Here is a 15,898-nt window from a genome sequence, read left to right on the forward strand (position 1 = left end):
GTAAACTTATCGACGTCTTTTTATCGCTTTAGAAAGTATTTATATAATAACATTTATAATTAGAGTTCATTGTTTTATGATGGAATATTTGTAAAATGTACTGATTAACATGGAATTGAGGATGAGAGTAAGAATTAGCCAGTTAAAGGATATAAATAATATCGTAAAGGAAATAGAAATATCTTCAACTATAGATTATATTAAAAATTATTCATTATAAACCGCTTAATATACATTTATACAGCTTATTTTTGTATAATAATAGAATATAATTGTGATTAAATTGTATATATGCTACGCTAATAATCGACTAAAATAGGAGGTTCCAACGAAATGGCCACTAAATTAAAATTTGTTTTGTTATCATTACTTGGCTTTATATTTTTTCTAGTACCGTTCACGATTAATGGCGAGAGTAGTATACTGATTTCTCACATCGTAACCTTTGTAAATACTCAGATTTTTGACGCATTTATCTTGTTTACAGTAGCGTGTTCTTGGATTGTTTTACTTGGAACAATCATCTTTACTTTTTATACTTCGAAAAGTGAGTATCTAAACTCGGTTTTCAAAGCTTCTCCATTGAACGTTTTTTTAAGAATTGTAGGATCATTTCTTTACTTAATGGTTATCAATAGGTGGTTTGAACAGTTCGCTATAGGACAAGCAATTTTAGACGGCGGAACTGGAGGAACGATGGCAGGAGATGGTGGCTTACTAACAACGCTTTATATCACGTTCTTTGTTGGGATATTAGCTCTTCCGTTATTAACGCATTTTGGAATCGTGGAATTTATGGGTGTTTTACTTGGACCGATTATGGAGAAAGTGTTCAAGGTTCCCGGGTACTCTACGATTGATGCCATTGCTTCTTTTGTTGGAGATGGGACGATCGGTATTGTTGTGACGGACACCCAATATCAAAGAGGCTACTATAGTCAAAGAGAAGCCTACATCATTTCAACGAGTTTTTCGATTGTAGGAATCGCTTTTGCGGCAGCGGTTGCGCAAGAGTTAGGTTTCGGGTCGATCTTTCCAATATTTTATGGATCGATCATTATAGTGACGCTTATTATTGCGTTTATTACGGCACGTTTACCGCTAAAAAAATTCAAAAGAACGTATTATGAGAATCAAGAACCAAAAGCAGCGGATGTTCCCGAAGGCAAATCAACATTGAAACATGCCTATGACTCAGCCCTTGAACAAGCGGAATCTACTAAAATTGGAGAGGCTATTGTAGAAGCTTTGAAACATGTGATCAGTATATTTGTAGGTTTTCTACCGATCATCATGGCTGTTGGAACATTTTCTCTAATCTTAGCAGAATATACACCGATCTTTGATATTATTAGTGCACCGCTCGTTTACGTATACGACTTCATTGGATATAGCACGGAGGTTGCAAGACAAATGGCACCTGCTTCTCTAGCAGGATTTGCAGACATGTACTTGCCGGCATTATTTATCACAGATTCAGCTTCTGAGGCGTCTAGATTCTTTATTGGTGTACTGGCTTTTACACAACTTGTTTTTATGTCAGAGACGGGTATGATTCTAGTGAAAACAAAAATTGGTCTAAACTTCTTAGACATTTTGAAAATTTTCTTATTCAGAACGATTATTTCCTTACCATTATTAGTCCTGTTAACCAATATTCTGGTAGCGATGAATATCATTTCGTTTTAAATAGATTAAATTAAAATCAAGTATGATTGAACTGTCCTCTAAGGTACAGTTCAGCCATGCTTGATTTTTTATTGTTTGAGCTATTTTTTTATGTTACCGTTTTTTAAGAGGAGGGCTATTATTAATAAAAATCGTAGACTGTTTATCACAATGATGAGTGTGGTTATGGGGTTCATGCTACTTAGCCTCGCAGGACGTAACTACTTAAAGATGGATCGTCCATTATTCTTGAAATACGATCGTGATGAAATTTATTATAAATCAGAAGAAGCCTACAGAGAATATCGATTTAAATTAGAATACATAACGAACGATGATACCGATACTGTCGTTGAACAAATCGAATTTCCAGAACACCCTGATCTTCAAGCGGTTGTTTCTGAAGTGAATTATTCGGATAATTTAAATCAGGGTTCGTATGATCGAATACATAGTGGATCAACATATGGGACATACAATGTTAGACAAGTGTACGTTTTACTTAGAGATTCAAGCGAAAATCGAAACGAAGAAGAACGCGTTTTAAGGCAAGCAAAGATCTATTTCAGTGATCGGACAGAATCCTTGTCAGATCTTGGCGAGCTTCATTTGAAAACCAAAAATGATATAGAAGAGTCATTTTTAGAAAGAACACTAGAGCATTACGCTGATGGTGTAGGAGAAGTTCAATACCGCGTATCAAAAACAATTAGGTTGAAAGATATTAATCGAAACCGAATGGAAAATTATCAAGACCATCTTCAAGTGAAGTTACAAGAAAAACCGCTAGAAGAATTTGAGGGGTCTGTATTAAAAGAAAATGAAAAGATACTTTTTCGCACTGAATTAAAAAGTGGAGAAGATCAATCAGATACGTTCGTTTCTGTGGATTTTTCTCCGGATATTACACTGATAGATGAAGAAGGTAAGGAGTCTGTTCGATCATTGTTTTCGATTAGAAAAGAAAGAACTTCCTTTAACTTCAGAAACCTTTATCGCTATGTAAAAAATAGAGGAAAAACGAATGAATAAGAAAGAGTTTGGAATAAAAACAAAGAAATAGTTACTAATGATTTATTGTATAAGAGGAGCGGTACTATTAAAAAGAACCATATTTTATTTATCACTTTCATTAGTCTAATTAGTGGATTAATGATAATCGGGTATACAGGACGTGCTTATTTTCGCATGGAGGAACCACTTTTTTTGAAAACCGATCAAGAAAAGTGGCCGATACAATCTGGGGATCAGGAAAGTAAATATGAGATTAAGCTATCTTACCTGACAAACCCAGACCACACTAGCGAAATTAGTAGGATAGTATTTCCAAATCATCCTGATATTCGAGCAGAAATTCCTGCATTGGGCGTAATAAACGAATGGGACAATACACAGGTGAGGATGAATGAAAAGCACTTTGACCTTTATCGTTTGAAAGAAGTCTGGTTCAGAGTTTATGATGCTTCCGAAAAAGTTGATGACAGAGACAAGGTGCTCGAACAAGCAAAGATTTACTTTACAGATGGAAGTGAAACGAATGTGGACTTGGGTGAAATTCATCTAAAGCACAGTGAGCCTGAAGAAGGACCGCTAGAAATGTACTCAACGATTTTATTTGAAGGGCTTCTTGAAAACCGATTTGAGGTACACGAGAAAGTTACGCTGACTGACGCTAGAATAAATCAAATAGAAGATTATGAGGATTTGATAGATATTCAAATTGATGGCGTGCCGATTAGGGAAGTAGAGGGAATGACGTTCCTTCCAGATTCTTCAGTAGTCGTTACTTCAGAATGGAAAAGTCATGAAGACAAGTTGACTGAGTTTACTCAAATAAACGTTGCGTTCGATGCTATCCTTACGGATGAAGAAGGAAAAGAGATTTCCCAGCAAATCAGTTCAGTGATCAGCGAAGATCATGTTTATGATTTCTGGGATGTCCACGATTATGTAAAAATAAGGGAGGCGGAGTAAAATGGTTTCTGGATATAAGCTCCTTTTTTGGGGACTGATTCTTGCACATGTGAATATCACAGTTGGTTTCTTCACAGTGTTTCCAGCATTTGTGGGCTATTTGATTTTCCTTTGCGGATATTATGATATAGAGGCGGAGACGAAAAAAAGACGTTATTTGATCCCTAGAATATGCACCGCATTACTCGTTTTATTGACGATCATTTTACCGTTTATGGAGCACTTTTTAAACTTAGATGTTTATTCAACGCTGATTTATCAATATTATCAAAGTATTTTGATGTTGTTGGAATTTACTACAGTCCACTACGTGTTTGTAATGGGGATCAATGGACTGGAAAGAAGACAATTAGACGAAGTTGCTGAAAAATTTGTAAGAAAAGATAAAGTGTTTCTATGGTTAATGGGCTTAGGCATCTGTGGTGTGACGATTGGTGTAACAGCAAATACAAACTACTTTCAAATTGTGGGACTTGTAGGAAATATGCTAGCCTTCATAGCAGGAGTAATGATTCTTTTTACACTGAGCGATTTCAGAACGACATTTTTGGAGAACGAAACTTAGCCGTGAAACGACAAGAGTCGATTTGAAGCTTTCTTGTCACTAGTTAAGAATGTATACTAGTATTAATGTGCGGTAGAGTTCAGCTAATAGGAGAAGCATTGTAGACAAGAGACATTGGAGGAAACAATGAATAATAATGATAGATTGGTTCGATTAAGATACGCTTTGGATATTAAAGACAACGACATGGTAGAAATTTTCAAACTGGGAGACAAAGTTGTAACGGTCAAAGACATCCAACAACTCTTAAAAAAAACAAAACAAGATCAAGAAGACGCCGAAGAAGAGCATACCGAAAATGAGTACGTCAAAGCGTGCGATAATGCAACTTTGGAAGCTTTTCTTAATGGACTGATTGTATTCAAACGCGGCAAAAAAGAAGAAAGTTCAGGCGAGTCGAAAAAACATCAAAGTATGATCAAGAATGATCGTAGCGTAAACAATGTTTTGCTGAAAAAAGTGAAAATTGCTTTAACACTAACTAGTGATGATATGCTAGATATTTTAGATGAAGCCGGTGTTTACATTTCAAATAGTGAACTGAGTGCCGTTCTTCGAAAAGAAGGACAGCGAAACTACAAAGAATGTGGCGACCGCTATGCTAGAAACTTTTTGAAAGGTCTAGCTTTAAGATACAGAGGATAATTAGTCCTCAAACAAATAAAACCAAGGAAATTGTATTAAGGTACAATTTCTTTGGTTTTTTTATCCGCAGAATTTGACGTTTACGTTCGAATGTATGAATAGTCGAACCGATTTTTGAACGTATCAGATGCTTAGGGTTAAATTTATCGATAATCAAACCACTTTTGGAACGCATCCACTGTTTGCGTTCCATTTTTTACCCTTTTGTACTTCAATTCGAACGCATACTGACTTTTTAGGATAGTCAGAATAAAAGGCCTAACCAAATACCTCTATTCATAGCCAATATTGATTGGATCAATCATACTCTCCTTAAGAATTTTTTACCTCGGGAGCACATCTTTATACTGCTTACGCAATTCGTGCAACTTATCCAGCTGGTTCAAGTTGGTTTCTTTTTCATAGGAACTAATGGCAATAATGAGCATTTCGATCATCAAAGTGGGGGCAACCATAGAGTGAAATTCCCATGGTTCTCCGCGGCTCCCAAACAAGGTGATATCTGCTTGATCTGAGATAGAAGAAACAAGCTGATCGGTCACAGCGATGACTTTATAGCCAACTTTTTTAGCTTCGGAAAAAATAACGGCTTCTTCGGGAAGGACTTTTCGACCGAAGGCTAACAGAATCACGACATCCTCTTTTTTTAAATGAATCATATCTTCAAGTAGTTCACTTCCACTATTGACCATCTTATGTAAAGACAATCCGTAGCGAGCTAATCTAAAGTATAAAAGATCCTGAAGTCCGACTGAAGAACCTTGGGCATAAATATAGACTTTATTGGATTGACTGATTAGTTGAGCAGCCTCAGTTAAGGTTTCTTCTGAAAACTGCTTTGCAGTAAATTCTAGATGATTCATCACTGTATGAAAATTTTTAGATAAGCCTTCTGCTTCAGAGGACTGAGATAAAATCGTCTCGATCTTTTTGGCAGGTGTCGGTGTCATCTGTTGGGTCGTTTTCTTTTTAAAATCTTTCATATTCTTGAAGCCAGTAGAACGCCAGAAGCGTGAGATGGAAGCAATACTCAAACTCAATGTATCGGCTAGTTCTTGTTCGGTAGAAAGTAGAACCGTCTGTAAGTTACGCTCTACATACTCCGCAATTTTCTGCTGGGAAGTTGTCATTTCCAATGTATTCCAATCAAATTTCAAATGGTTATCCTCCTGTTATATCAGCTTGTAATGTAAGTATAACATTAAAATGTAAGAAAAATTACATTTTATAATAAGTGATATAATTTTTACAATCAATTTACACAATTTAGGTTTGAAGTTAACAATCGAACGGTATAGTGTGCTTAGAACTTAAATTGGAGGGATAAAAAATGGGTCAATTAAAAACTCGGTACGTGCTGACAGAACAACAGAAAATGATGGTGTTTATTTTATCGATGTCACTATTTGGCATGGCAACAATGGTATCAGAATTACTTCCGGAACTACAATTTGGATTAGTTGAATTCAAAGTTGAATATTTCTTATTTATTCCATTATCATTAGCAATCTTGTTCCATCCATTACATGCAGCTGTGGGTGCAGCGCTTGGTAGAATCATCTTCGGAGAAATTATGCTTGGACAGTTTGAAGCACTCGGAGAGATTGAAAGCTTTCTAGGACTTGTTTTGGCGTTATACGTAGCCGGTATTATCGTTAGAGACCCATCCAACAAATTCATGGTTGGATTTGCAGCGTTACTCGCCGTGATCATTGACCAATTTATTAGTATGGCTGTTGATATCGGTAAAGTCTGGATTGGTGTTGAAGAACTTGAAGCTGTTCCAGGATTGATTGAAAGTATTGTAGCCATCGAAGGATTCGCCTTCTTGAATGATGTCTTGTTCTCTGGAATCTTGTTTGCGATGATTCCAACCATGTACCTTGTGCCTAAATTGTACGGAAAAATCGAACCACTACTTGGAATGAAACCAAAAACAAAAGACCTGCATGTTCCAATCAGTGATATCATCACACCGAGATTTATGGTTGGCGCAGTCGTGATTGCGTTCGTCGCTTTTGTAGCTGAAGCCTTCTCCGAATCGGAATTCGCACCATCCTTTGAATGGGCCTTTGCTGTCGAAAACGAAATCTTATTCATGATGATCAGTCTGATCGTCGCGTCTCTAGTCTCCATTCTAATCATTTGGAAAATCATGAGTAACCGAGAAAACAGAAACATCATCAACTAGACGATCTGCAGTAACGGAATTAGAAAGGACAGTATATGAGCTTAATCGAAATCAATCATGTGACATTTCAATATCCCGGAGCTACCCAGCCATCACTGACGGATGTTTCCCTGAACATTGAAAAAGGAGACTTTATCGCTATTATGGGAGGGAATGGATCCGGCAAAACGACCTTGTGCAAGCTACTCAACGGCCTGATTCCCCACTATTATGTGGGCGACATTGAAGGCGAAGTGATCGTTGATGAAATGAAAACCTTAAAGAGCAAAGTGACCGATTTAAGCGGTTCTGTGGGGTATGTTTACCAGGACTTCGAAAATCAGTTGGTGAGAGCCAAGGTCATTGAAGATGCAAGTTATAGTCCACTCAACTTTGGTTATCCAGATTATCTGGAGCGCGGTAAGAAGGCGCTGGAAAAAGTGGGCTTGATTGGAAAAGACAATGAGTATATTTGGGAACTAAGTGGTGGACAAAAACACTTGCTGGCACTGGCAGGCGCGATTTCCTTGGAACCAGGGATTCTGATTGTAGATGAGCCAGTTGCACAACTGGATCCGCAACATGCAAAAGAATTGTATGAAGTACTGAAGTTACTGAATGAAAAAGAAAACACAACAGTCATTGTGATCGAACACCATACAGAATTTATTTCTGAGTATTGTAAAAATGTAGTGCTAATGGCTGATAGTCGGATTCTATGGAAGAAGAGTGTACGAGATGGATTGACGCGCATTCAGGAGTTGAGAGACAGACAGATTTTCCCTCCTCAGATCACACAAGCTGCTTATGCATTAACTGAAGAAGAAGATACGACGCTACCGATTAATTTGAGTGAAGCTGTTGAGTATTTCAGCGCATTCAATTTAACAGAATATGTTCAGCCGTACTTGAATCCTATTCAAAATCGCACAGGAAAGAAAATTGTCGACATTCAACAAGTGGACTTTTCTTACAAAATGATTTCCAGACAAAAAAAGAAAATTTTAAACGATATCAGCTTGACCATTCATAAAGGTGACCGGATTGCACTTGTTGGGAATAATGGGGCTGGAAAGTCCACACTGATGAAACTGATGACAGGTATCGACAAGCCTGAATTTGGAGACGTCTTACTCAAAGACAAGAATACAAAAGACTTTTCTCCAGAAACCTTTGCGGATACCGTCACTTATATCTATCAGAATCCGGAAGAGATGTTTATTGAAGACTCGATTCAAGCAGATATTGAATACTTCTTGAAAGCGAGAAAGGTCAAGGACTATCCAGAAACCGTAGAAAAGATCATCGATTTGTTTCAATTAAGAGAAATCAAAGACCGCGATGGTCGACTGTTAAGTGGTGGACAGCAAAGAAGAGCGTCTCTAGCGATTGGTGTTGCGATGCAACCTTCTTTGATACTCCTTGATGAACCAACGGCGAATCTGGATATTGGAACTAGAAAACATATTTCAAAATTCATTCAGTCTCTCAAAGACGAAGCAGAAGCAGTTATTATTGCCACACATGATATGCAACTCGTTTCAGAATGGGCTAACCGAATCATTGTGATGAAAGATGGCCAGATTATTCATGATGGGGATAGAGCGTCAGTGTTCTCAAACACAGCGCTACTGAATAGTGCAGGACTGACACCACCACAAATTATGGAGTTGAGTCGGACATTGGGTACAAAATTGGCATATTCGGTAGAAGAATTCGTAGCCTACGCACAAGACTGTAAGGAGGAAATGGCGTTCAATGGACATTACAAAGAAGCTGCAAGAGTTTATTAGTGTAGAACAACTTAAGATTGAAGTATTGAACGCTGCTTACGGGAATACAGAAACCACGATCGCAAAACTCGATTCAAGAACGATCTTTATGTGGTATTTCTTTTACGCAATTTTTCCATGGTTAACGCACAGCTGGATCGTACTGATTGGAATGTTTTTGATGCTCGTTGCGATGATTTACTTGGCTAAAGTGAGTTACCTATTACTGTTCTTATTTGTCTTTGGACTCGTCGGGCAAGGAAGTATGGTTTTAGGCGTTTCCTTATTCTTTGGCGGAAGTCTAGCGACCCTTCTTCCCATACTGATGTTTGAACTGAAGCTGGCGATTATATCGCTAGCTGGTCTGATCGCTTTTTCAACGATGGAACCAGAAAAACTCAGTGATGGACTGCTGAAAATTGGCGTTCCAGGACAAGTATCTTTTAGTATTTCTTATGGGTACCGAATGCTACCAACGTTGATTGAAGAGTATCACCACGTCTTTATGTCTTTCCGCCTCAGAGGAAAAGCTCCTGAAAAGCACGGCTTTCTGTACTGGCGATCGGTCATTTATTTTATGACACTAGTCGTGAAGTCCTTTTATCCGCTCATGCTCAGTTCAGCGAAGCGGGCACGAACAACAGTGGAGTCTCTAGAATCAAGAGGCAGCTTATACTCTTTCAAAAATCCAGCAGTTAAAAAGGTAAAACTGGGGTATATGAAATTTTCTTATAAAGACAGCTTGTTTGGGCTATTCAACGTCTTGTACGTTGTAATGTTATTTATGCTCGCAGTTGCATTAACTTAAAAGGGAGTCATTAGATGAATATAGATTTTCACACGCACATCAAAATTGCCAAAATCTCTCGCTTTATGCCGGAGTATTTTGAAGATATGGTGGAAGAAGCAAAAGTTGCTGGCTTAACAGCCATTTGTATCACAGAACATTTCAATACGTTTCAGTCAATGGATACGTATGACTATTTAAAGGAACATTACACTTACGAAAAAGAATACTATAACGTGAGGGGCTTGAAAGTATTCACGGGTATGGAAGTGGATGTGCAAGAAGTCGGACATATTCTGATTATCGGTCAGCGAGACGAAATCGTCAGTATGAGACAACAGCTCACAGGCTTTGAACAGAAGCCAGATTTTATGCCGTTTAAAGCATTGATGGACTTGGCAGATCAATATAACGTACTCAGAATTGGTGGACATCCTTTGAGAACCAGTACACCACTGACACATCATGAACCAGAACAATTAAAACGACTGGATGCACTCGACTTGAACGGTAGAGACTTGTACGCTCAAGGACAACATCCTTACAGAGAAGAACTAGAAGCACTTGCAGATTCTCTAGGGCTTCCGATCGTCGGGGGTAGCGATACACATCAATACTTGCAATATGGATCTGTCTATAACGAAAGTAAACAAGAATGCGAAACGATTGAAGAGTTGAAATCAATGATCAAAACAAGAGATTACGAAACAAAAGTCTCAAGGGAACTTGATCTTAAAGTTAAATCCGCAAGCCTCGTTAAAAAACTAATCAAGACGTCTCTAGATGAGAATGGAATTGCGACAGGCTACAGTAATGTGGCTTTGAAAAGAGTCTCTACAGAAGTAATGAGTTAATCTACACAAAGAAGCGATCTGAGCATAGCTCAGGTCGTTTTTGCGTAGTTAAACAGACACAAAGGTGTGCATTTGAGGATAGTTGGTGAAACTTGTATACTTTGAGTAACAACACGCTAAAGAAGAGGTGCAAAATGAATAGAAAACCAATCGGGCTCTTTAAAATTCTATGTGCAATCGTACTATTTATATTAGCGCTATTCACCTTGGCAGCCTGCCAGCCAAATGGATTTTTTGATGAAGAAACTACGATTGTCAAAATTGATGTCACTGATGATCATACGGAAGAACGAGTTGCAACTATTACAGATCAAGTCTTTATTACATCGCTTATAGAAGAGCTGGAGTCCGCTCAAACGAGTTCAACAGCCAATCTGGATATGGTAAATCCAGATTACAAATTGTTATTCTTGAATGAATCAGACAAGGTTGTCCGGGAGATGAGTTACTACATTGAAGAAAAAACCTTTGGCGTGATTGGTCGATATCATTATGATGGAGAACTTATAGCCGTGGTAACAGAATTACCGATTTAAAAAAATAAAGAAAACAAATTTAAAATTATTTGATTGATCAAGCATTAAATATGCACAGTTGTTTTCTTGGTTATATTGTCATGGTATATTTAGAGTACTCATCATTAATAAAATAGTGTCATTATTAAAGAGAATCTATTATTCATAACGGAATGAAACTTAGTATAGGAGATTAATCATATGGAATACATAACATTGGTTGAAAGTACTACCGAGAAAATCAAAGCATTAATAGAAGAACAAAATTTACAAGTTGGAGACAGACTCCCAAACGAATTTGAACTTGCTCAGCAATTAAAAGTCAGTAGAAACACCATTCGTGAATCAATCAAAATGCTCAAATCTCTCAATATACTCGAAGTTAAGCAAGGTTCAGGTACGTTTATTAGTGCAAAAAAAGGATTAATGGATGATCCTTTAGGGTTTTCGACACTAGAGGATAAAATTAAACTAACAAAGGATTTATTTGATATTCGATTTATTTTAGAACCCTATGTAGCTTCACTAGCAGCTCAAAATGCAACTGAGTCGGACTTAGCGGAAATTGATCATATCAGAATCGAGCTAGAAGAAGAAATAAAGAAAGAGGGTACCAGACATTTAGAACTTGATCAGAAGTTGCATGCTAGAATCGCACAAGCATCAGGAAATACGGCCTTGTATCATCTTATCCCTCTGATAAGCGATTCTATAAACCTCTACAATGATCACTTTACAAACGAAAAGATGAAAACTGAAACAATAGCCTCTCACAGAGATATTGTTGAATATATCAAAAAGAGAGATAGTTTTGGAGCACAACAAGCAATGTTGATTCATATCAGTCATAATAGAATATCACTAGAAAGCAACTAAAGGTAGGACGTATATCTATAATACGTTCTTTTTTTATCTTTTATTTGACAAAACGTCCTACGTATTTTAGAATACAAGCATAGATAACGCATGAATTGAGCTTAGGTCTATTGAATGCTATTCAAAACGTAGGAGGACTAAGATTGGAAAAATTATCAAAAAAGTTACCAAAAGATTTTTTATGGGGAAATTCAGTTTCTAGTATGCAAACAGAAGGTGGATGGAATGAGGGAGGAAAAGGTCTCTCGGTTTATGATATTAGAGAAGCAACTGAAACACTCTCCGACTGGAAAGTAGCAAACGATAATTATCATGAATACGATACTGACTTAACGATGATGAAAGATATTGGAATGAATTGTTATCGCTTTCAGATATCTTGGAGTAGAGTAAATCCAAATGGAGATGGTGCTTTCAATGAAGAAGGCATTCAGTATTACAGTGACTTTATAGATGCTTTAATTTATAAAGGGGTTGAACCAATGATTTGCTTATATCATTTTGACATGCCATTGCATCTTGCGAAAACATATAATGGGTTTTTAAGCAAAGAAGTAATGAAAGCGTTTGTTGATTTTGGAGTTGAAATGGTCAAACGATTTGGAGACCGAGTTAAGTACTGGATCACATTCAACGAACAGAATCTATTTCACGTCCCGGAAGTCTTCAATATTAGTGGGTACATGAAAGGCGAAAAAACGATTGAAGAGCTCTATCAAATTAGTCATAACGTTATGATGGGACATGTAGGAGTTGCGAACTATATCCATGAACAGACGGATTGTCTAATTGGGGGGATGTTGGCTTATTCTGAAAGTTATCCGGCAACAAGCAAACCAGAAGATATCTTACTGGCTAGAAAGTGGGATGAATTTATAAACTATCATTTATTAGATGCTTTTGTTCATGGGCGGTATAGCAAAGAAGTTCTAACTTTTTTAAAAAACAATGATATCAATATGCGCGCCACATCAGAAGAATTGAGCGAGCTAGGTAAATTAAAAAGTGATTTTATTTCGTTCAGTTACTATGCAAGTTCAACATTAAATTCCAATTTAGTTGATTCAAAGACACCAATCAATTTTGCTATGCAAAAAGGAAAACAGCCAAATCCACATTTGAAAAGCACAGAGTGGGGATGGCAAATAGACCCTTTAGGATTTAGAGATATATTTAATAAGCTGTATCAAAGATACCATATACCAGTTTTTCCTATTGAAAATGGTATAGGCGTTAGAGAAAACTGGGATGGTGTCAATCCGATTCAGGATGACTATAGAATCGACTATCATAGAGAACATCTCCAAGCTATGAAGGATGCAATGTTCGAAGATGGTGTTGAAGTTATAGGATACTTAGGTTGGGGATTAATCGATATTCTAAGTTCTAAAGGAGATATGAATAAGAGATACGGTTTGGTTTATGTAAATAGAGACAATCATGATTTGAAAGATATGAAACGAGTACCTAAAAAAAGTTATAACTGGTTCAAAAAAGTTATTCAATCCAATGGTGAAGAACTAGAATAGGAGAATAAAAATGAATGAAAATAATTCGTTTGTTGATCGTTTTACAATGTTCGCAGTGAAATTGGGTAATCAAGTACATCTTAGATCTTTAAGGGATGCTTTTGCAGTGATTATTCCGTTTTTTATACTGGCAGGTCTTGCTGTATTAATGAATAATGTCGTCTTTCCATGGATTTTTACTGGAGAAAGTTTAGACAGTATTAAAGTCTGGGGTACGGTTATTACCAATGGAACGTTAAATCTTGCTAGTTTATTGATTGCTCCTATGATTGCATATAGTTTGTCTAAAAATAAAGGATTTCAAAATCCTCTAGCATCAGCTGCGATAGCAATCGGAACACTCATTATTATGATGCCAACAACGGTTTCTATGAATGTTGTTGAAACTGGCGAAGCAGCACTAGTATCGGGTGGTTTAACGTTCAATAACTTAGGAACCACCGGAATGTTCTCTGGGATTATTGTTGGGCTATTAGCAACTGAGATTTTTATGAAAATTTCAAGCTTGAAAAAATTGCAAATCAATTTAGGAGAGGGCGTTCCACCTGCAGTTAGTAGGTCTTTTACAGTCATGTTACCTACATTGATAACATTAAGCATCTTTGGAATAGTCTCTGCACTTTTAATCAGTGTATTTGATACAAATCTGATTGAACTGATAACGAATGTAATTCAAGAACCTCTACGTAAAATCAATACTAGTTTAATTGGAACTGTGATCATTTATAGTTTTTCAAATTTTTTATTTACTATAGGAATTCACGCAACAGTAGTCAATGGAGCAATACTTGATCCTTTGACACTACAAAATATGAATGAAAACATGCTTGCATTTGGAGCAGGAGAAGAAGCACCCAACATTATCACTAATTCATTTTTATCAACTTTCGGGATGATTGGAGGAACCGGATCAACAGTTGCGCTGATGATCTCTATATTGATTTTTGGTAAATTGAAATCGTCAAGAGAGGTCACAAGTATTTCTTTAGCACCCGGGATATTTAATATAAATGAGCCAATGATTTTTGGATTTCCAATTGTCTTCAACCTTCCGATGATGATTCCTTTCGTATTATTACCTGCAATTGGTATTATAGTGGCTTACTTTGCTACTGCCCTTGGCTTCATAGGGAAATCAGTGATAATGGTCCCTTGGACGACACCTCCTTTAATGAATGCTTACTTGACTACAGCGGGTGATTGGAGAGCCGTTCTTGTTCAACTAGCTATTATAGTATTTGGAATATTCCTATATATGCCTTTCATTAAAATTAGCGAGCGTGTGACAAGAGCACAAGCTGAAATGAGTAATGATTAGCTAGAACGAACGGTTGAAAAAATAAAAAATTTAGATCAATGGAGGGACTATGAAACTAGGGTTTAGATGGTATGGACAAAGCGATAAAGTTAAACTAGATTACATTAGACAAATTCCTAATATGAAAGGTATTATTAGTGCTTTATACTCGGTCCCTGTAGGAGATGTATGGCCGAAAAAAGATATTCAAGAGTTAAGGAATGAAATAGAAAATAAGCATTTAAGGCTAGAAGTAATAGAAAGTGTACCCATTCATGAAGATATCAAACTAGGTTTGGAAACAAAAGATGAGTGGATAAAAAATTATCAGCAGACTATAAGGAATTTAGCTGAAGAAGGCGTTAAAGTAATTTGCTATAACTTCATGCCTATTTTTGATTGGACGAGAACGACTTTGGACTTTCTAAACAAAGATGGATCCAGTTCACTTGCGCTAGATGAAAAAGAGTTAGAGAAACTAGATCCCTTAAATCAGTCGCTTTCTCTTCCAGGCTGGGATGAGTCTTACGAATATGAAGCTCTAAAAGAATTGATGAATCAATATGAATCTGTAGATGAGGAAAAACTCTGGGAAAACCTAACCTATTTTTTACAGAAAATCTTGCCTGTTGCAGAAGAGGTAGGAATCAAAATGGCGATTCACCCAGACGATCCTCCTTACAGTATTTTTGGATTACCAAGAATTATCAAAAATAAAAAATCTTATAAACGATTATTTAAAATATCCACAAGCCCATCTAATGGCATCACGTTTTGTACAGGTTCACTTGGAGTAGGTAAGGAAAATAACATCTATGAGATGTTGGATGAATACTTAAGTATGGGAAAAGTCCACTTTATGCATGTACGGAATATTCAAGTGCATAAAAATACGAGCTTCGAAGAGACGGCACATGCTTCAAATTATGGTTCAATCGATATGATTAAAATTATGAGTTTACTGAAAAAATACCATTATAGCGGGTATATGAGACCAGATCACGGACGTATGATCTTTGGAGAGAAAGGAAGACCAGGTTACGGGTTATATGATCGCTCATTAGGTACGAGTTATCTGTATGGTATATGGGAAACATTGAATTATCCTGATGTAATAAACTGAAAATAGAGGAAGCCAGATATTATGGCTCTGTGTCAAATAGTGTTGGTAACATTAGTTACCCTTAAGAAGATTTATCGATTTCATTCGATAAGTCTTCTTTTTTTGGGCTTCATTTTTAGTGAG

At 36.8% G+C, this 15,898-nt stretch carries 15 protein-coding genes; 14 read left to right on the plus strand and 1 reads right to left on the minus strand.

The window, feature by feature from the left end; all coding sequences use genetic code 11:
• Positions 1–333 precede the first annotated feature (333 nt).
• The 5 genes from ACFP65_RS05165 to ACFP65_RS05185 all read left to right on the plus strand — a co-directional run bounded on the left by ACFP65_RS05165 (position 334) and on the right by ACFP65_RS05185 (position 4,852).
• A complete protein-coding gene (locus tag ACFP65_RS05165; RefSeq protein ID WP_379916551.1) occupies positions 334–1,689 on the plus strand; it encodes a YjiH family protein in 1,356 nt (451 codons plus the stop codon).
• A 210-nt stretch (positions 1,690–1,899) separates the two neighbouring features.
• Positions 1,900–2,700 carry a hypothetical protein gene (locus ACFP65_RS05170; RefSeq protein WP_379916553.1) on the plus strand — a complete coding sequence of 267 codons (801 nt, stop codon included), beginning with the start codon at positions 1,900–1,902 and terminating at the stop codon, positions 2,698–2,700.
• 174 nt (positions 2,701–2,874) lie between these two features.
• Entirely contained in the window at positions 2,875–3,642 is a 768-nt protein-coding gene (locus ACFP65_RS05175; protein ID WP_379916555.1) for a hypothetical protein, read from the plus strand.
• 1 nt (position 3,643) lies between these two features.
• Positions 3,644–4,207: a hypothetical protein gene (locus tag ACFP65_RS05180; RefSeq protein ID WP_379916557.1), complete on the plus strand. Its 564-nt coding sequence runs from the start codon at positions 3,644–3,646 to the stop codon at positions 4,205–4,207.
• A gap of 126 nt (positions 4,208–4,333) precedes the next feature.
• Complete coding sequence (locus ACFP65_RS05185) at positions 4,334–4,852, plus strand: DUF1456 family protein (RefSeq protein ID WP_379916559.1); 519 nt, start codon at positions 4,334–4,336, stop codon at positions 4,850–4,852.
• A gap of 323 nt (positions 4,853–5,175) precedes the next feature.
• On the opposite strand, the gene ACFP65_RS05190 is transcribed toward ACFP65_RS05185, so the two are convergent.
• The gene (locus ACFP65_RS05190) at positions 5,176–6,009 is read right to left on the minus strand and encodes a MurR/RpiR family transcriptional regulator (RefSeq protein ID WP_379916561.1); all 834 of its coding nucleotides are present in this window, start codon (positions 6,007–6,009) and stop codon (positions 5,176–5,178) included.
• Between the two features lie 173 nt (positions 6,010–6,182).
• On the opposite strand from ACFP65_RS05190, the gene ACFP65_RS05195 reads away from it, so the two are divergent.
• The 9 genes from ACFP65_RS05195 (at position 6,183) to uxuA (ending at position 15,775) form a co-directional block, all read left to right on the plus strand.
• Entirely contained in the window at positions 6,183–7,043 is an 861-nt protein-coding gene (locus tag ACFP65_RS05195) for a hypothetical protein (protein WP_379916563.1), read from the plus strand.
• A gap of 35 nt (positions 7,044–7,078) precedes the next feature.
• Complete coding sequence (locus tag ACFP65_RS05200; protein ID WP_379916565.1) at positions 7,079–8,815, plus strand: ABC transporter ATP-binding protein; 1,737 nt, start codon at positions 7,079–7,081, stop codon at positions 8,813–8,815.
• Positions 8,781–9,602, plus strand: coding sequence for an energy-coupling factor transporter transmembrane component T family protein (locus ACFP65_RS05205; RefSeq protein ID WP_225744858.1), 822 nt, complete (start codon positions 8,781–8,783; stop codon positions 9,600–9,602). The genes ACFP65_RS05200 and ACFP65_RS05205 overlap by 35 nt, the downstream gene beginning before the upstream one ends.
• Positions 9,603–9,616: 14 nt before the next feature.
• Positions 9,617–10,435 carry a PHP domain-containing protein gene (locus tag ACFP65_RS05210; protein ID WP_225744857.1) on the plus strand — a complete coding sequence of 273 codons (819 nt, stop codon included), beginning with the start codon at positions 9,617–9,619 and terminating at the stop codon, positions 10,433–10,435.
• A 134-nt stretch (positions 10,436–10,569) separates the two neighbouring features.
• Positions 10,570–10,971, plus strand: a complete 402-nt coding sequence (locus tag ACFP65_RS05215; protein WP_379916568.1) for a hypothetical protein — start codon at positions 10,570–10,572, stop codon at positions 10,969–10,971.
• 180 nt (positions 10,972–11,151) lie between these two features.
• Positions 11,152–11,826 carry a FadR/GntR family transcriptional regulator gene (locus tag ACFP65_RS05220; RefSeq protein WP_379916570.1) on the plus strand — a complete coding sequence of 225 codons (675 nt, stop codon included), beginning with the start codon at positions 11,152–11,154 and terminating at the stop codon, positions 11,824–11,826.
• 143 nt (positions 11,827–11,969) lie between these two features.
• Positions 11,970–13,355, plus strand: a complete 1,386-nt coding sequence (locus ACFP65_RS05225; RefSeq protein WP_379916572.1) for a glycoside hydrolase family 1 protein — start codon at positions 11,970–11,972, stop codon at positions 13,353–13,355.
• Between the two features lie 10 nt (positions 13,356–13,365).
• Positions 13,366–14,673, plus strand: coding sequence for a PTS sugar transporter subunit IIC (locus tag ACFP65_RS05230; RefSeq protein WP_379916574.1), 1,308 nt, complete (start codon positions 13,366–13,368; stop codon positions 14,671–14,673).
• Positions 14,674–14,722: 49 nt separating this feature from the next.
• Positions 14,723–15,775: a mannonate dehydratase gene (gene uxuA, locus ACFP65_RS05235; protein WP_379916576.1), complete on the plus strand. Its 1,053-nt coding sequence runs from the start codon at positions 14,723–14,725 to the stop codon at positions 15,773–15,775.
• The last annotated feature ends 123 nt before the right edge of the window (positions 15,776–15,898 follow it).

This window comes from Marinilactibacillus sp. GCM10026970 (assembly GCF_042660675.1).
Lineage (GTDB): Bacteria > Bacillota > Bacilli > Lactobacillales > Carnobacteriaceae_A > Marinilactibacillus.